18 protein-coding genes are annotated in these 17,329 nt (G+C 66.1%); 9 read left to right on the forward strand and 9 right to left on the reverse strand.

Annotated features, from left to right (window positions below; all coding sequences use genetic code 11):
- Window positions 1–43: 43 nt before the first annotated feature.
- Window positions 44–730, reverse strand: a complete 687-nt coding sequence (locus ACWF5H_RS11175) for a GntR family transcriptional regulator (RefSeq protein WP_452036867.1) — start codon at window positions 728–730, stop codon at window positions 44–46.
- 164 nt (window positions 731–894) lie between these two features.
- Between ACWF5H_RS11175 and ACWF5H_RS11180 the strand changes: the two genes are divergently transcribed.
- The 6 genes from ACWF5H_RS11180 to ACWF5H_RS11205 all read left to right on the forward strand — a co-directional run bounded on the left by ACWF5H_RS11180 (window position 895) and on the right by ACWF5H_RS11205 (window position 5,361).
- Entirely contained in the window at window positions 895–1,818 is a 924-nt protein-coding gene (locus tag ACWF5H_RS11180; protein ID WP_452036869.1) for a flavin reductase, read from the forward strand.
- Between the two features lie 133 nt (window positions 1,819–1,951).
- The gene (locus ACWF5H_RS11185) at window positions 1,952–3,379 is read left to right on the forward strand and encodes a purine-cytosine permease family protein (RefSeq protein WP_452036870.1); all 1,428 of its coding nucleotides are present in this window, start codon (window positions 1,952–1,954) and stop codon (window positions 3,377–3,379) included.
- A 3-nt stretch (window positions 3,380–3,382) separates the two neighbouring features.
- Window positions 3,383–3,964, forward strand: a complete 582-nt coding sequence (locus ACWF5H_RS11190; protein ID WP_452036871.1) for a cysteine hydrolase family protein — start codon at window positions 3,383–3,385, stop codon at window positions 3,962–3,964.
- A gap of 105 nt (window positions 3,965–4,069) precedes the next feature.
- Window positions 4,070–4,402, forward strand: coding sequence for an ArsR/SmtB family transcription factor (locus tag ACWF5H_RS11195; RefSeq protein ID WP_452036872.1), 333 nt, complete (start codon window positions 4,070–4,072; stop codon window positions 4,400–4,402).
- Window positions 4,403–4,416: 14 nt separating this feature from the next.
- Window positions 4,417–4,914 (forward strand): SRPBCC family protein, encoded by a 498-nt coding sequence (locus ACWF5H_RS11200; RefSeq protein WP_452036873.1) that lies wholly within the window; start codon window positions 4,417–4,419, stop codon window positions 4,912–4,914.
- A gap of 39 nt (window positions 4,915–4,953) precedes the next feature.
- Window positions 4,954–5,361: a VOC family protein gene (locus ACWF5H_RS11205; protein WP_452036874.1), complete on the forward strand. Its 408-nt coding sequence runs from the start codon at window positions 4,954–4,956 to the stop codon at window positions 5,359–5,361.
- A 35-nt stretch (window positions 5,362–5,396) separates the two neighbouring features.
- On the opposite strand, the gene ACWF5H_RS11210 is transcribed toward ACWF5H_RS11205, so the two are convergent.
- Window positions 5,397–6,359, reverse strand: coding sequence for a GlxA family transcriptional regulator (locus ACWF5H_RS11210; protein ID WP_452036875.1), 963 nt, complete (start codon window positions 6,357–6,359; stop codon window positions 5,397–5,399).
- Between the two features lie 97 nt (window positions 6,360–6,456).
- Between ACWF5H_RS11210 and ACWF5H_RS11215 the strand changes: the two genes are divergently transcribed.
- The gene (locus ACWF5H_RS11215) at window positions 6,457–7,095 is read left to right on the forward strand and encodes an HD domain-containing protein (protein WP_452036876.1); all 639 of its coding nucleotides are present in this window, start codon (window positions 6,457–6,459) and stop codon (window positions 7,093–7,095) included.
- A gap of 87 nt (window positions 7,096–7,182) precedes the next feature.
- A complete protein-coding gene (locus tag ACWF5H_RS11220) occupies window positions 7,183–8,136 on the forward strand; it encodes an acyl-CoA thioesterase (RefSeq protein ID WP_452036877.1) in 954 nt (317 codons plus the stop codon).
- Window positions 8,137–8,199: 63 nt separating this feature from the next.
- On the opposite strand, the gene ACWF5H_RS11225 is transcribed toward ACWF5H_RS11220, so the two are convergent.
- Window positions 8,200–8,676 carry a hypothetical protein gene (locus ACWF5H_RS11225; RefSeq protein ID WP_452036878.1) on the reverse strand — a complete coding sequence of 159 codons (477 nt, stop codon included), beginning with the start codon at window positions 8,674–8,676 and terminating at the stop codon, window positions 8,200–8,202.
- A 117-nt stretch (window positions 8,677–8,793) separates the two neighbouring features.
- Here ACWF5H_RS11225 and ACWF5H_RS11230 point away from each other — a divergent pair, with 117 nt between their 5' ends.
- A complete protein-coding gene (locus ACWF5H_RS11230; RefSeq protein ID WP_452036879.1) occupies window positions 8,794–9,426 on the forward strand; it encodes a CG0192-related protein in 633 nt (210 codons plus the stop codon).
- A gap of 114 nt (window positions 9,427–9,540) precedes the next feature.
- Here the strand turns inward: ACWF5H_RS11230 and ACWF5H_RS11235 are convergent, their stop codons facing one another.
- The 6 genes from ACWF5H_RS11235 to phnC form a co-directional block, all read right to left on the reverse strand.
- Window positions 9,541–10,914, reverse strand: a complete 1,374-nt coding sequence (locus ACWF5H_RS11235; protein ID WP_452036880.1) for a hypothetical protein — start codon at window positions 10,912–10,914, stop codon at window positions 9,541–9,543.
- Window positions 10,915–10,967: 53 nt separating this feature from the next.
- On the reverse strand, window positions 10,968–12,167 hold the full coding sequence (locus ACWF5H_RS11240) for a hypothetical protein (protein ID WP_452036881.1): 1,200 nt from the start codon (window positions 12,165–12,167) through the stop codon (window positions 10,968–10,970).
- A 333-nt stretch (window positions 12,168–12,500) separates the two neighbouring features.
- Window positions 12,501–13,466 (reverse strand): PaaX family transcriptional regulator, encoded by a 966-nt coding sequence (locus tag ACWF5H_RS11245; RefSeq protein ID WP_452036883.1) that lies wholly within the window; start codon window positions 13,464–13,466, stop codon window positions 12,501–12,503.
- A gap of 12 nt (window positions 13,467–13,478) precedes the next feature.
- The gene (locus ACWF5H_RS11250) at window positions 13,479–14,774 is read right to left on the reverse strand and encodes a cytochrome P450 (RefSeq protein WP_452036884.1); all 1,296 of its coding nucleotides are present in this window, start codon (window positions 14,772–14,774) and stop codon (window positions 13,479–13,481) included.
- Between the two features lies 1 nt (window position 14,775).
- A complete protein-coding gene (gene phnE / locus ACWF5H_RS11255; protein ID WP_452036885.1) occupies window positions 14,776–16,479 on the reverse strand; it encodes a phosphonate ABC transporter, permease protein PhnE in 1,704 nt (567 codons plus the stop codon).
- Window positions 16,476–17,315, reverse strand: a complete 840-nt coding sequence (gene phnC / locus ACWF5H_RS11260) for a phosphonate ABC transporter ATP-binding protein (protein ID WP_452036886.1) — start codon at window positions 17,313–17,315, stop codon at window positions 16,476–16,478. Before phnC ends, phnE begins: the two co-directional genes overlap by 4 nt.
- Window positions 17,316–17,329: the final 14 nt, after the last annotated feature.

Raw genomic sequence — 17,329 nt, forward strand, 5'->3', positions numbered from 1 at the left:
GGTCCTTTCGCAGGGCTCAGCCGCCCCAATGGAATCTAGAAGGTCAGTCGGTTCGGGTCCGCGAGTCGGTCAGGACTTCGCGGGAGGATGCATAGACGTGGTTGCGCATGGCCGCTTCGGCGCCGAAGTGGTCCTTGTCTTTGATCATCTCCAGCACCGTCCGGTGTTCGGCGGTCGAGGCGCTGATGCGGCCGGGGTGCCCGGCGGTGCGCAGGACCAGCCGGTGGTAGGCCAACTGGTTCATCAGGCGACCGTAATGTTCGGCCAGCTTGTTGTTGTCGGCGCCTAGGATGATGGTCTGGTGGAACTCATGCACCAGCGCTGCATAGCGTTCGGCGTCGCCTGAGGCCGCGGCCTCATCGGACTCCTCCAAGTTGCGTTCCAGGATCGCAAGCTCGCGTGCCGGTCCGCGGCGGGCCAGCAGGCCAGCGGCGAGCCCCTCGAAGCTCTCCTTGAGCTGGAACAGTTCGACGATCTCGCGCCGAGTGGGTTCGCGGACGAAGGTCCCGACTTTCGGCCGGATCTCCACTAGCCCTTCGTGCTGCAGCTGCTTCAGCGCTTCGCGGATCGGCGTGCGGCTCACGTCGAATTCTTGGGAGAGGAACACTTCGGACACGGGTGCGCCCGGGGGGAAGTCGCCGCCCAGGATGAGCGCCCGGACTCGGTCGAGGAGCGGCAGGTCGTGGACGGGAACGGTCAGGCCCTGCTCGGTGGTGAAGGTCTCTTGCATACATCAGAGATTATGTTGCATGCATCAGCCCGTCAAGAGTTTGGGGGAAATCCGCACAAAGTCGGGATGGTTGACCGCAAATTCAGGTCATTTGAGAATGTTGTTGACCTTCTCTGGTGATCTACATTACGCTCACTGCCATGCAACAGACTTTCGATAGTGCAGTGGCAAGTGTCTGGGCGGCGGCGTGGGACCGCGGTGAAGTCGAAGCGCTCGAGGCGCTGGCGACACCGGGCTACATCAGGATCAGCAAGGGCAGCGGCAAGAGCATGAGCCTCGGGCAACTGCAGCAGGACATCCGGGAGGTCCGACAGGCCTTCCCGGACCTGGCCACCACCGTGGACGCCGTGGTTGTCGACGGCGACACCGCGGCCATCTTCTGGACCTCAACCGGAACCCACCGGGCCTCTTTCATGGGGGTGCCGCCAACCGGCCGTCGGGTGCAGACCCGCGGTTCCAATTTCGTGACCATGGAAAGCGGCCGGATCAAGCAGGAGACGGTGACCTGGGATAGCAGTGAGCTGCTGGGATCGCTCGGTATCCGGCACCTGGGTGACGCACTCGCAGAGGCCGGCACCGGCGTCGTTGTTGATTCACTCTCCGGGGAGCCGGACCCGGAGATCATGAAGACGTTCAACCGGCAGTTTGTCACCGGCGTGACCGTGGTGACGACCACCGAGGGGGACACTCCGAAGGGTCTGGCGGTGAACGCCTACGCCTCGGTGTCGCTGGAACCGCCGCTGGTGATGGTCTGCATCCAAAAGACCTCGTCCACCTACCCGGCGCTGTTCGCCTCCACCCACTTGGGCATCAACATCCTCAGCAACCGGCAGCAGGGCACCGTTTCCACCTTCGCGTCCAAGGCCGCGGACAAATTCGCCGAGATCGACTGGCACGCCGGCCCCAACGGTTCCCCGCTGCTGGACGGGTCCTCGGCCGCGCTGGAAGCCGAGATCCGGGAACGTTTCCAAGCCAAGACCCACACCATCTTCATCTGCCGCGTGCGGCACGCCGAGGTCACCGACGCCGCGCCCATGGTCTACCAGGCCGGCCGGTTTTACGACAGCGAAGGCCTGTCCCCGCTGTAACCACCAACCATCGGACGCGGACTTCACCGCGAACAAGCGCACCGCCCCCGGGCAGGCAATGATGCCGACCGGGCCGTTCCACCCGACTGCCCACAGGGGCCGCCGGTACCGATCGAGTATCTAAGGGACCACAGTGAACACTCAAGCCAACAGCGTGCCCGTCGGGGAGGACAGCATCGCTGAAGACCGGGGCTACCGCGACAGCCTCACCAAGATCGAGCCGTACGGCATCGAGCATATTCCGGACGTGGAGCGCCACGGCAAGCCGCGCTCGCAGTTCTTCCTCTGGTTCGCCGCAGGGATGAACTTCCCGCTGGTGGTGCTGGGTTTTAGCGCCGCCTACTTCGGCCTGCCGTTCTGGTCGGCAGTTCTGGCCATCCTGGGGGCCGGCCTGATCGCCGCCACGGTTATGGGCTACCTCTCCGGCATGGGCGTCCGGCTAGGCATCCCGCAGCAGATGCAGGCCCGCGGCCCGCTGGGCTTCATTGGCAACCTGCTGCCGGTGGCTTACGTCAATGTCTTCGCCGGCGTGGGCTGGGCCTCCGTTACGGTGATTCTTGGCGGGCAGGCCATCGGGCTGCTCACGGGCATGCCGTTCTGGCTCTCGGCCCTGGCCCTGATGCTGCTGCAGCTCGGCGTGGCCGTGATGGGCTACAACCTGATCCACTTCCTGCAGCGGGTGCTCTCCTTTGTGCTGCTGGCCGGCTTCATTTTCGTCACCGTCGTGACGGTGGCCTCCGGCAAGATCGTCAACACCCCCAACCCCGACGCCGAAGGCTTCCTGGGAGTGGGCGGCTGGATCATTTTCTTCGGCTACTTCTTCTCCTACATCGTGGCGTGGATGCCGTTCGCCTCCGACTACTCCCGCTACCTGCCCAACAGTGCCGCCAACCGCCGGGGCGCCGGCCGGTTCACCATGCTGGGCAACTTCATCACGCTGTCCTGGATGGGCATCCTGGGTGCGCTGCTCGGCTCCACCGCAACTTCCTCCGACACCATTGCGGCGCTCGACGAACTGATGGGCCCGTGGGCCATCATCGGATTGGGCATTGTGGCGCTGTCCTCCTTCACGCAGAACTTCCTGAACGTCTACGGCGGAGCCATCTCCATCCAGACCATGGGCGTTCCCGTCAGCCGCCACGTCGCCGTCGTCTTCATCTGCATCGCGTCCTACCTGGTGGCGCTCTGGGGCCAGCACGGGTTCTACGACGGCTTCACCGCCTTCCTGAACCTGACCGCCTACTGCATTGCGCCGTACGTGGCGGTGCTGATCTGCGATTACCTGTTGGGCGGACGCCGCAGCCAGCAGGGCATCCAGGAGCTCTACGACAAGTCGCGGAAGTTCGAATGGGGCTTCATCGCCTGGGCTGCCGGTGTGCTGGGCTCCTCGCCGTTCTGGATTTCCGCCATCTACACTGGCCCTGTTGCAGCAGCTTTCCCGCAGATCGGCGACCTGTCGTTCTATGTTGGCGCCGCGATCGCGACCGTGGTTTACCTGGTGACCTACCGGTTGCCGCGGCTGTCCGGGCGTCCGCTGCTCATCGCCGACAAGGAGGGCTAGGACATGCCGGACCGGAACCGGACCGACCGCGCTGTGGGGCAGCAGCATCTGGTGGTTGTTGACATGCAGCGGGCCTTCCGCCAGCAGGGCGACTGGCATGTCCCTCGCTACGACGAGGCGGCCGCGGCCATCGCCAGGCTGGTGCGCGGTGGCTTCGATCCGATCATCACGCGGTTCGTGCCGGATCCGGCCGAGTCCGGTTCCTGGTCCGCCTACTATGACCGCTGGCAGAGCATGCGGCTGGACCCGTCGGATCCCGTGTGGGAGGTGGAGCTGCCCGGGGTGGACGTAAAGGCGACGCTGGATCTGCCGACGTTCACCAAGTGGGGCGCCGAACTGGCTGGCCGGATCCCGGCGGGCGACGAAATCATCCTCACCGGCGTCGCCACGGACTGCTGCATTCTGGCCACAGCGCTGGGGGCAGTGGATGCCGGACGCTACGTCACAGTGGTCGCGGATGCCTGTGCCGGCCAAAGCGATCGGGCGCACGAGTCAACCCTGGCCTTGCTGGAATTGCTCTCGCCGATGGTCACCGTGACCGACAGTGCTGAACTGGTAGCCCGCCCCCAAGCCGCGGCGGTCTGACGGCACAGCGCTCCTGACGCCCGACGGCGGCACCCACGTGCCGCCGTCGGGCGTTTTCTGCAAAACCCTTGACCGTCCTCCCCAGCGGGACTAACCTACAACCAAATGGTTGTAGATCAAGTCAGTGACACCGAGTTGGACCGCCTGTTCCAGGCGCTCGCCGATGCCACCCGCCGCGACATCGTGGCCAAGGTGCTCACCGGAGAGTTCTCAGTGTCGGGGCTGGCAGCGGGCTACGCCATGAGTTTCGCCGCGGTACAGAAACACGTCGCGGTATTGGAGCGGGCTTCCCTGGTGGTTAAGGAGAAGCGCGGTAGGGAGCAGATGGTGCGGCCTCATCTTGAGGGAGTGCGGAGAGCGCGTCGACTGCTCGATCAATACGAGATGCTCTGGCAGCACCGGGTTGAACGGATCCAGGACATTCTCGACGACGACTAGAGAAGGGCACCATCATGCCGGTTATTGATGTCATCAAGGACGAAGACGCGTTGAAGTTCACCATCGTGGCCGAGTTCGACGCCCCCGTGGAGCGGGTGTGGCAGATCTGGGAAGATCCGCGCCAGCTCGAACGCTGGTGGGGTCCGCCCACCTGGCCCGCTACCTTCGACAAGCACGAGTTCACGCCGGGCGGCAAGGCCAGCTACTACATGACCGGGCCGGACGGCGAGAAGGCAGGCGGCTGGTGGAAGTTCACCGGCATCGAAGCGCCGACCAAGCTCTCCTTCGAGGACGGATTTGCCGACGACGACGGCGAACCCGTGACGGACATGGGCACCACGTATGCCACGGTGACGCTGGAATCCATTGGCGGACGCACCCGAATGACCACCGAGTCGCGGTTTGAATCGGCGGATCAGTTGCAGAAGATGCTGGAGATGGGCATGGTCGAAGGCATGCAGGGAGCCATGGGCCAGATCGACGCCATCCTCGCCGAAACCGCAAAGGTCTGAGCCTGGTAACGGAACACCCACCCGGAAGGAACTGCGCCCGTGCCCACATTCTCTGACAGCCAGCCCGTGATCGTCGCGTTGCCCACCGGGGACCGCCGCAAGTCCCACGACTTCTACACGGCCCTGGGACTCACAGCCAGCGGCGAATCCGGCGACGACGGCTTGCCCGAGCCGCTCCAGTTCGACGTCAACGCGGGCCTGCGGCTCATGTTCGTCCCACCCGGAGGCTTCGGCTGGGTCACCAACAACCGGCCCACCGCCGCCGGCGAGCAGACCGAATGCCTGCTGGGCCTGCCGGTCGCCTCGCCGCAGGACGTGGACGCCGTGGTCGACACGGCCAGGCAAGCCGGCGGCAAGATCGTGATGGAACCCGCCCAGCAGCCGTGGGGCTACTCGGCGGTCTTTGCCGACCCGGACGATCACCTCTGGCAGGTCACCGCGGAGTAGCAGGACAGCCGTCTCCGATCCCGCCCCCGCCCGCGTCAGCGGGCGGGGGCGCGCTGGGTGGTGGTGAACCGACGGCGGTACTCGGTGGGCGTGGTGCCCAGGTGGCGGGCGAAGGCGCGGCGAAGCGTCTCGTCGCTGCCGAACCCGCTGCGCTGCGCCGCCGCCGTGATGCTGCAACCGTCCAGCAGGAGCTGCTGCGCACGGTCCAGCCGCACCCGTTCCACCCAGCGGGCCGGCGTGGTGTTCAGTTCGGCCTGGAACAGGCGGGTCAGGTGCCGGGGACTCACGGCCGCCGCCGCAGCCATGGCCGGAAGGCCGTACTCAGCCGCCGGATCGGCCAGGACCGAGGCGGTCAGCGCCTCCAGCACGCTGTTGCGGGACGGGAGCGCCGGGAGCGTGGAGAACTGCGACTGCCCGCCCGGACGCTGCATGAACACCACCAGTTCACGGGCGATCCTGCGCGCCACGGCCGGCCCATGGTCGTCCTCCACCAAGGACAGGGTCAAGTCGATGCCCGCGCTGATGCCGGCGGACGTGGTGTACCGGCCGTCATGGACGTGGATGACATCCGGCTCCACCTGAACCTTGGGGTAGCGGAGGGCAAGGGTCTCGGCATGCCGCCAATGGGTGGTGGCTCTCCGGCCGTCCAGCAAACCGAGTTCGGCGAGCACGAAGGCGCCGGTGCAGACGGAGGCAACCCGCGCCGCCCGCTCGACGAGCAGGGAGACAGCGGCGAGCAGTCCGTCGTCGAGCGGGTGCTGTGCCAGCAGGTCCCCGCCGGCAACCATCACGGTGCCGAGCGGCCCGGCATCGGCCGCCGCCGTCGTGCCGGACAGGGTCAGGCCGGAGGAGGTCGTGACCGTGCCGCCGGACGGGGACACCAGGACAGGTTCATACGCGTGGCCGGCCAGCACCGCCTGGTGCAGCACCTCCCCGGGGCCGGTCACATCGAGCATGGTCACGCCGTCGAAAACCAGCACGCCCACCCGGTGCGTCATGGCCGAATCTGTGGTTTTCGTGGCTGAAGAGACATGGCACCAGCGTACGCGAGCGGGCGAGGATGGGAGGAACAGTACCGAGAGGAAGGGTTTCACCATGGCTGAATCGATTGCCGGCGTCCAGATTCCGGACAGCGCCCTCGCCCGCGAGGCCACCGAACTGGTGCGCGAGGCCGCGTCCCCGCTAATCTTCGACCACTCCCGGCGCGTGTTCGTCTTCGGCGCCCTGCGCGGACGCGAGCAGGGTCTGGAGTTCGACTCGGAGCTGCTCTATGTGGGGGCCATGTTCCACGACCTGGGCCTGACCGAGCGCTTCCGCCGCACGGACCAGCGCTTCGAGATCGACGGCGCCGACGAGGCTCGCCGCTTCCTGACCGCGCACGGCATCAGCGGGGAATCCGCCGAGCGGGTGTGGAACGCCGTCGCGCTGCACACCACCCCGGAAATTCCGCTCCACATGGCACCGGAGATCGCCCTGGTCACCCGGGGCGTGGAACTGGACGTGCTGGGCATTGGCTACGACGCCGTCACGGACGAACAGCGGGCCGCCGTGGTCGCCGCGCACCCGAGGCCCGACTTCAAGAACCAGATCCTCGCCGCCTTCACCGAAGGCATCAAGGACCGCCCGGAGACCACGTTCGGCAACGTGAAGGCTGACGTCCTGGCCCACTTCGTGCCGGGCTTCCAGCGCGGCGACTTCGTGGAGGTCATCGAGAAAAACGACTGGCCGGAGTAGGCCCCGCGGCCAGGCTGGGCGCGCACACCCCGTCGTGATCCTCCCTTGGTTGGACTGCGCCGGAGGGCGGGGGACTACCATTCAGACATGGACGACCGGATCACCCTGCGCTTCCTGGCCTCGCCGACCGATGTCTCCGAGGACGGGACCACGGTGCAGGCCGGCCGGGTGCTGGAGTGGATCGACAAGGCCGGCTACGCCTGCGCCACCGGCTACAGCGGGAGCTACTGCGTCACCGCGTACGTGGGCAATGTGCACTTCACCCGCCCGATCCGCAACGGCGACCTGATCGAAATTGACGCGCGGATTGTGCACACCGGCCGCTCCAGCATGCAGGTGGTGGTCACGGTCGATGCGGCGGACGTCCGTGAACGCGAGTTCCGGCCCGCCATGGACTGCATCCTGGTGTTCGTGGCGATGGGCGAGGACCGGCGCCCAAAGCCCATCCCGCAGTGGCAGCCGTCCGACGATGAATCGGCGCGGCTGGCCGAGGGCGCCGCCGGCCGGATTGCCGCGCGGGCGGAGATCCGGGACGCCATGCGCGCGCAGGCCTACACAGACGCGGGCACCACGGCGAAGGAACATTTCAGGTTCCTGGCCGCCCCGTCGGACGTGAACTGGGGCGGGAACGCACACGGCGGCATCGTGATGCGTTGGATCGACGAAGTGGCCCGGGCCTGCGCCATGTCCTGGTGCGGCCGCGACGCGGTGGCCGTCTACTCCGGCGGCATCCACTTCCTGAACCCCGTGCACATCGGCGACCTGGTGGAGGCGGAGGCCCGGCTCATCCACACCGGCCCGCACAGCATGCACATCGCCGTACACGTCCGCGCCCGTGACCCGCGCGGCGGGGAGTGGCGGCCCACTACCCAGTGCATGACCATCTTCGTCACCCGTAACGACGCCGGCCACGCCGCCGAAGTTCCCCAGTTGATGCTGCGCACCGACGAGGACCGCCGGCTGGATGCCCATGCCCTCGACTTGATGCGGCGCCGGGCCGAGCTGCCGCCGCTGCAGTTCGCCGTCGAGCGGACGTACTGACCAGGCCACCGCTCCACCGCCGCCGCAGCATCGGCGGTGTCCGGCCCGCGTGCCCTCCGCCGGCTACGGGCTCCAGCGCACCGGGCCGTCCGCGCAGAACGTCGTCTCAACGGCGTCGCCGCCCAGGCAGGCCGCGTCGACCAGATCGCGGTTCCCGACAGGTTCTGGCAGCTCCACCTTGACGGGCACGGTGTTGTTGCCTTGGCAGTCGTAGGTACCGCCGGTCAACGGCTCGACGTCTGTCCGGATGACGATCCGGCCTCGCTCGAACTGAACGTCTGGCTCAAGCACGGTCCCAGTTTCCCCGCCGGCACATTCCAGCCGGGTCACGCCCAGCCGCAGCGCCGTTGAGTCAGGTCCCACCTCCGCCGCGTCGAGCAGTTCCCACACGCCGGTGGACCCTTCCGACGCACCGGCGGACCTTTCCGAAGCGGCCGGTCCGCCGCAACCGCTGAGAACGACGACGGCGGCGCAACTGATTGCCGCAACCACCCACCGCGCTACCGCGGACGGGGCCGCAACCAGGCGTGGTGTCTGCACCCGGACCTCCTTGTGGCTGCCCTGCGATGCGGTCGTGGCAGCTGGCCCGCTTGCCGGGCCACGCCCGCATCCTTCTCCGCCCACTATCCCCTGACCGAGGGTGGGTAGGCTACAGCCATGGCCATCATTTACGACGCTGTGCTCAATCCCTCCAAGCAGGATCTCCTGAAGACATGGCTGCCGAACCAGCCCTGGTTCCAGGAACTCGGAGCCGACGCTGCCGGGCTGGAGCACCTCGGCGCCTTCCGCTTCGACGACCCGGCCGGCGAGGTCGGGATGGAAACCCATCTGCTCCGCACCGCCGACGGCGCCATCGTGCACGTCCCGCTGACCTACCGCGGCGCCCCGCTGGCCGGAGCCGAGGAATTCCTCGCCGGGACCATGGAACACTCGGTCCTCGGCGACCGCTGGATCTACGACGCCTGCGCCGACCCGGTCTACGCCACCGCGCTCGCCACCGTGATTGAGCAGGGCGGCTCCGGAGCCGAACAGTTCCTGGACGTGGACGGAAAGCTCGAACCGCTGACCGGAGCCATCCCGGTACGCGGCAGCGGCGGTCCCGGCGGCACCATCCCGGAGATCACGACGGCGGTACCCACCACCTCCGGCACCCTCACCACCATCGACGCCAGCCCGCTGACCCTCAAGGTCTACCGCGCCCCGGACGCCGGCGAGCAGCCCGGCACCGGCCTTCAGTTGACCTGCACCCTGCCCGGTCAGCCCCCGCTGATCCTCGCGTCCGCCTGGTAAAGCCGGCTGCGGTCCAGCCTAGGCCCGCAAGAACAGCCGAAAGATCCGCCGGCGTTGTTGTCGTCAGGGATTTATGACGACAACAACGCCGTTCCGATCCTGCGGTCAGCGGCCCTACTCGCTGTAGCTACCCCAGTTGCGGATGTCCCACATGCGAGCCGGAGTGCCGGACGGGTGCACCTGAGTGAACCGAGCTTCGCCAAGCTCCAGATCCGAACCCGCGGCCACTTCCTCTGCGACGGAGGAGAGGGCATGCGGTGAGGTGGCGGGCCAGCGACCATCGTCGATCCGGTCGAAAAGAATCTGCAGAGAGACGATTTCTTCGGCGGGAGTGAACGTGCAGTGGCCGTCCGAGGCGACGAACGTCTGCCGAAGCAACGGAGTGGATCCGGCGGCGCGGACCACAGAGGCGTACGCCTCGTCGTCGGCCGTGGTCCCCGCGCCGTCGCCCGTTGTGTGAAGGGACAACACGGGCACCGGCAGGTCGCCGCTGAAGGTGGCAGTCCGCTCCACGAAGGCCACCGCGTCAGGATCTGCGGAGAACCGGTCCGCGGAAGCGAGCGTCTGCAAATCCTCCGTGAGGGAGAGGCCGGCCGCGCGATACGCTTTCCCGATCTCGGACCAGCGGCCGGAGGCTTTGAGTGACTTTTCATAGTCCACGCCGGTGTTCCACGAGAACGCCCCACCCACGGTCCGTTCGTAGCCGACGCGGACGTGGGATCCCATGGCGAAAGGCAGATGGTCAAGATACCTGTCCGTCCGCGCCTGAAGGTCCTTTGCCGGGATCTCCTGGTCCGTCGCCGGGTCGACGGCGGGTATCTTGCTCAGCGCTGCGGCGAGCACCGCACGGGCCCGGCCCTCGGGCGTGGCAGCAGCCTTGGCCACCAGGGCGTTCATGGCCTGCAACTCGGTGTTCCGGTCGTCGATGCTTTGGATCTGCATGGATGATTCCGGGTCCACCAGCTCCCGCAGCGCGAACGCGGTATCCAGCTTGTAGTTCCAAGTGCTCACGGCTCCCGCGCCACCGCCACACATCGGCACAGCCCCGTCCAACCAATCCGGCTGCGACTCGGTGATGATCCGCGTTACCAGTCCACCCTGCGACCGTCCGCTGACCACCACCGTCTCGGGAGCTCCTGCGACAGTCGTGAAAACGTCGACCGCAGCGCCGGCGTTGTCGCGGTCCTGCTCCAAGTCCCACCCTGAGGTCGTGTCATAGCCGATCACGCCGTAGCCCTGCTCGACGAGCCAATGCACGGTCGTGGTGTCCAGGTTGGGTCGGTTGGGCATGACGACGACGGCGCCGTTCCAAGCCGCGGGCTTGATGAGCGAGTAGGGCGCATCAGCCTCAAGGGTGCCCTGGCGCGCGAGCTCTTGTCCCGGCCGGAGGTCTCCGGCGAAGGCGGTGGCAGCGGACGAAACCTGAACCGGCGCGGCGGACGCAGGAGCGACCATCAGCGGTGAGGCCACCGCAATCAGCACCGCCAAAGGCAGCGCCCTCGTTGCTAAAGCCCTTGCATAACTTGTCTTGTGGTTCCTTTTCATCGGGTTTCCTCCCGTTCGGGCCGGAGCATTTCGCTGGGTTTGTACTGCGCGAACGAGCCGCCGCGTTCAAGACTGCTCTCCTCGGAGATCCGGTCGGCAAGCCGGTTGAGTGTGCCAGGCTGTGCCAAGTTGGCCCATCGCCCGGTCTCGAGCCGCTGCTGCAGGGTTGTGACCATGGCGGCTATTTCTGCGTCTGCGTAGTCGCAGTGCCCGGGGCGGTCCACGAAAGCCTGCCGGAGGAGGGTGTTGTCACCATTTGACCGCACCCGTTCGGCATACGTTCCGGCTTGCGCCACCGTCGGCGCTGTATCGCCAGTCTCGTGGAGCGAGAGCACCGGCCCGGAAAGGTCACCGGTGGGAGTGGCATTGGCTTGCATATAAGCCACGGCGCGGGGGTCCGCGGAGATGCGCTCGGCGGCCGTCAGCGTTCTGAGGTCCTCCTCTAACGAAAGCCCCGACTCTGAATAGAGGGTGCGTACCAACTTCGCGTTGCCGGAGTGGACCAGCGATTGGGCGTAGTCCACCCCTGTATTCCAGGAGAAATTCCCTCCAGCGCGTTCCTCCAGCGGTTGCCGCGGCGAGATCACGCCAAACATGAACGCTGCATAGAGCTGTTCCTGTTGGGCTGAGTAGTCGCCACGAGGCGGCTCCGATTGCGTCGGCTGGGTCCACGTCGGGATCTGGGCAATAGTGGCAGCCAGAGCAATCCGTGCCCGGCCAGCGGGCGTAGTTTGGGCTTCTTCCAGCACTTGCCGGAAAGCAGCTTGGCGAGTGGACTCGTCGTGGACATTGACCAGTTCCAAGCGGTCGTCGTCGGGAGCCAGCAGCATCTTCAGTACGAAGGCGCCGTCCAGGCTGCCGTTAAGCATGGGGACTGCGCCGGAGACCGAGCCGCACAACGGTAGGGCGGCGTCGAAGAGCTGGGGATGAGTTTCCATGTTGGCCACGGACGTGAGTCCACCCATGGATTCGCCCCATGCGACAACGGACTCCGGTTCACCGAGCCGGTCTCTAACCACATCAAGGACGGCGGGCTGGTTGGCGATGAGATTCTCAACGGCCCAACCGCCGGTTGCCGCAGTGCTGCCGGCGAGCGCGTATCCCTGTCCGAGCAGCCAACTGCGGAGTTCGGTCGTGGGGGCCGCCGATGCTGCCGCGGCTCCGCTGCCGCCGTACCCCGGGTTCCAGACCAGCACGGTGCCATTCCAATGCGCGGGTTCGTACAGGACGTAATGACCTCCGCCTGGCAGCTGACCACGAAGTTCAGAGGCCGGGCCAGCCGATGGTGCGGTTGTGGCAGAGTCCGCTGAAGCGGGCATTGCCGAAGGAGCAATGAGGAGGGGCGTAACGGCGAGGCTCGCCGCGACAACGGCCGCGGCCAGAATCCGGCGGCGGGTTCGAGGGCGTGGTCGGGCTGATGAAAGGCGGTATGACATGGAAATCCTTCCCGCGGCACACGAAATCGGCGTACCGCTATGGAGACGCAGAGCAGGGGAGAGCTATGTCAGGCCGGGGCGCGCAGCAGGGGCCTATGAGTGTTCGGAAAGCAGCGAGGCCGAGGCGGCAAAGGTGTGGTGCGTGATGAGCTCGGCCAATTGCTCGTCATGCGCGCGCAAAATCCGGCGGAATCCGGCCTCGGCGGTGGGCCCGAGGCTGTCGTATAGGGCGGCGCAGGCGGCGACGGCGCGGTGCATAGGATAGTCAGCCCCGAGGAGCTCGTGCGGCAACCGCGGGTCCTGCCGGCGCAGGATGCGCCAGTCCGCCATGATGGAGGTGCGGAGCCGGAGGGCCGCGTCCCCTGGTCGAGCTCCAGCCTCGGGGGACAGCTCGAGTGCCGCGTCCAGCCCGTCCTCGAGGTGGGATGCTACTGGTTCCCAGCGTTCGATAAATTCGGCATACCCCTCTGCGAGGGCCGGAAGGCCGAATGCCGCCTGTACTGATTCCAGTCCGGCACGCTCCGGCAACTTCGCCCCGGTGAACACCGTCAATTGGTCTGGATGCAGCTGATCGCCAAAACCCTTCAGCAGCCCACTCACGGAATCCAACTGATCGCCGGGGCGGATCCATAGGGCGTCGTACAGGCTCCCGAAACCAAGTTGCCGTAGCTGATCGCGGAGGAGTCGGCGGGTTCCCTTGGCGTCCTCCGGGAGGGAATATCCCACCAGGGTCCAGGTGCCGTCCCATGTCTGCGGCAGGTGGCTCATGAAGAGTGATCGCACGTGTGAATTGATGCGTTCCTGGCTCATCGGCGACACCGCATAGGCCGTCTGTCGGCCTACCTTCGTGCCCACCAGAAAGCCCCGCTGCGCAAGCCGCTGGATGGCGGCACGCGCACCGCTGGCCGTCACATCGAACACCTGGAGCAGTTCCACGAGCGCTGCAGACGGGATCGGTTCGTTGCGTGCATGCCAGTAGTCGCCCATCAACACCGTCAACAACTGCTGGGGGCGGGCGCCGTTCTGAAAGCGCGGCAGGCTCGGAGATGACATGGGCATGGCTTGATTCTGTCACTCGGCAGAGGCTCTCAGATCTTCTGCCCGGGCAGCGGGGGTGTCCTTCCTCGCCTTCAGCTGCAGCGGGACGGCACGCGGTCCATATTCCAGCCAGTTCATCATGACGACGTCGCCCGAGAGCTCGAAGGTCTCGGTGCGCTCAAGGAGTACCTGGAGCGCAATCAGCAGCTCCAGCCTGCCCATGGTGGCAGCAGGGCACTTATGCGCCCCGCGGCCGAAAGCCAGGTGCGAGTTGTTCGGGCGACGCAGCACGAATTCATCCGGATCCAGGAACACCGTTTCGTCCCGGTTGCCGGAGGGAAAGATGAGGGCAATCGGTTCACCCTGGCGGACCAAGCGCCCGTGCACCAGAGTGTCATGTTTGGCGGTCCGCGAAAAAACCCGGTAGGGCGCGTGAAGACGCAGGAATTCCTCGATCGCTGCCGGCAGGTCTTCCGGGTGCTCGCGCAGATGCTGCTGCAGGGCAGGGTCCTGGGCCAGATGCACCAAGCAACTGCCGAGGACGGCCTGCGGGGCTCCCATCCCGGCAACGATCATCTGGCGGATCGTCGCAATGGCCGTCTTCTTGGTGATGTGGTTGTCAGGGTTCAGCGCGGCCTCGTGGAGGCTGGACACGAGGTCCCGGGAGGAGTCCGCCCCGGCAGCAAGACGATCCCGGTAAACCTGTTCGGCGATCCGGTAGAGTTCCGCGCTGCACTCTCCGATGACCTCGTCATCCATGTCCTGGATAGCGAAGGAGTAGCGCACTCCTATGTCCCGAATATGCCGCGTAAGCGAGGACGGCACGCCAAGGAAAGCGGCGAAGCAGTCCATGACGAAGGGTGCCGCGAAATCCCGGACGCCGTCGGCGTCGTCCTGAGCCAGCAGGGTATTCACGAGCTCTTCAGCGCTGGCACGGAAAGCCTCTTCGTGTTCGCGCACAATGGAACGCCGAAGCACCGGGTCGATAGCTTCGCGATAGGCGGTGTGCTCCGGCGGATCGAAGTGTAGAGGCGGACGCCGGGAGGAACGCGGAACATGTGGCACCACGTTCTGCACCGAAGTGATGAACAGATCGCCGTCCTGCGTGATGCGGGCGATGTCTTCATAGGTGGTGGCGGACCAGAAGCCGCCGAAGTCACCGCTCCAGGGGAACGGATTGCTCCGCCGGAGTTCGGCGTAGTCGCGGTGGGCGCTGCCAAAGTTTTCTTCGAGCGCGGGAGACCATTCCGAGGTCCGGCTGCCATCCACCACGGCGGCACCGCCGCCGGGCTGCTGGTCGGAGGAATAGCCGAAGGGGCACTGGCCCATGTCAGATCACCTTTCTGCGGGCCCAGCGGGCCACTGATTCGAGAGCTACCACCACAACGATCAGACCGATCAGGATGCCGGCGGTTTGCTGGTAGTTGAGCGTTGCCACGGATTCGTCCAGCAGGAAGCCGATGCCGCCGGCGCCGACGATCCCCAGCACGGCCGACTCCCGGAGGGCCAGGTCCGAGGTGAACAGGCTGTTGCCGATGAAGCTGGGCACAAACTGCGGCCAGACGCCGCTGACGAAGACCTGCACGCGGCCCGCCCCCGTTGCTTCAAGGGCGCGAACCGGAGCGGGATCCACGTTCTGCAGGGAATCGGTGAAAAACTTCGAGGCCAAGGCGGTGCAGGAGATGGACAAGGCCAGAAAGCCGGCGAAGGGTCCCAGGCCCAGTGCAGCCACAAACACCAGCGCGTACACGATGTCCGGGATGCCGCGCATGAAGACGACGAGTGCCCGCAGCGCCAGGGCGAGGGGTTCGAAGCGGACCAGATGCCGGGTGGACAGCACGGCAATCACCAGCCCAAAGACCACTCCAAAGAAAGTCGCTGTGAGAGCCATTATGACGCTCTCGAAAATCCCGAGCAGGATGTCCTGGTTGAATAGCGGCGGCACGAAGCCGGACAGCAGCGCCACGGCGTTGTCCCATGCCTGGCCCAGACGGGCGGGGTTCAGTGACAGCTGGCTGAGCGAAAACAGGAACAGCAGCAAGGCGGCAACGGCACCGCTGGTGCGCAGCACGCGGGAACGGTTCCATCCCGGAGTAGAAGGGTGGGCCCCGGCGGCATAAAGCTGAGATTGAGTATGCTCGTCCGCATGTTCGGCTACGGCACGCTGCACCAAATAGGCAACGAGTTCCAGAATGAGGAGCAGCACCACGATCACCAGGATGATCCCGGCGGCCCGGCGGTAATTGAGCGAACCAATCGCTGTCTGCAGGGCCACGCCGATGCCGCCAGCGCCCACCAGGCCGAGCACGGCCGAGGCGCGGACGTTGATGTCCAAACGGTAGAGAACCAGGGACGTCACAGCTGGGAGGGCACGCGTCAGGGTGGTGGATACAAAATTCTGCAGCCGGTTAGCGCCGACCGAGGCAATCGCTTCACGCGGGGCGGGGGTCTGTTCCTCGAAGACGTCCGCCATCATCTTGCCGATCATGCCGACCGAGTGGAAGGCGATGGCAAGTCCGCCGGCCAGCGGCCCGAGACCGAAGATGCGGACAAACAGGATGGCGAAAATGAGCGACGGCACGGCTCTGGTCACGATGATGATGCCATGTGCGAGCCACTGGACCGCCCGTGGCCCGGTGAAGTGGCGGGAAGCAGCGGCGGCCAGGAACACCGACGCAATCGTCGCCAATCCGGTGCCGGCAACGGCGATCCACAGCGTCTCGAAGGCGAGGGCCATCAGGTCGGGGACAGGTCCGGTGGTCGGCGGCACCATGCGTTCCAAGAGCCGCGCGATGTCGCCAAAGCCCGCTGCGATTGCTGCCGGGCGGATGTCGATCCACCAAACACCGAACAAGGTGACAGCCAAGTAGGCCAGCGGAATGCCGAGCGTCGCTGCGGAGACACGGGGCCGCCCGATGGACGGCTTTGACGATGGCGACGGCGGCGCCCCCGGCGCAGGGTTCCCGCGTCGGGTCGGCGTTCCGCCGTCAACCAGCCGGGTGTCCCCGGCCGTTTGTTCCGTGGTGCCGTTCATGAGCGGGCGCCCTTTGCCTTCTCGTAGATGGCCCGGATAGCTTCCTCCGACGTCTCCGCTGTCGGAGTGTCCAGGATGAGGGAGCCGTCGCGGACCGCGACTACCCGGTCGGAAACCTGTAAGGCCAGATCCACTTGGTGCAGGGAACAGATCACGGTGAAGCCGTCCTCTGCGCTGAGCTTCTTCAAGGTGTTGAGCACCGAGACGCTTGCGTTGGGGTCCAACGAGGCGACGGGCTCATCAGCCAGCACGATCTCGGCATCCTGCATCAGCGTCCGGGCAATCGCCACCCGCTGCTGCTGGCCACCCGAAAGCGTGTCGCAGCGCTGGAAGCGCTGGTCCATCAGACCAACGCGTTCCAGGTTCGCCGCAGCCTTTTCCCTCAGTGCCTTGGGGTAGGTGGAGATCCCGTAGCGAGGCATCTTGAGCGACCCCAAGGAACCCATGAGCACGTTCTCCATGGCGCTGAGCCGTCCAACCAGCCCGAACTGTTGGAACACGAATCCCACGCGGCATCGCAGCCGCTGCAGGTTCCTGCGGCCGCAGGTTGCCGGGTTGACTCCAAGTACCGAGACCGTCCCGTTGCTGGGGCGGTGACTGCCGTTGATCAGGCGCAGCAGCGTGGACTTTCCCGCGCCCGACGGTCCAACCAAAGCGACGAACTGGCCCGGCTGTACCTCCAGGTTGATGTCGCGGAGGACGTTCTTCTGGCCGAAGCTGATGCCCAGGTCGCGGAGGAGAAGGCTGCTGTGTGTGTCGGCGACGTGGCCGGCCGGGGAATGATGTGCCACGGTGTGAAGTCCTGTGTCCTGTCTGCGTCCGGTGGTGGCGGTCATTTGGTGCTCCTAGG

The organism is Arthrobacter sp. NPDC055138 (genome assembly GCF_053607305.1).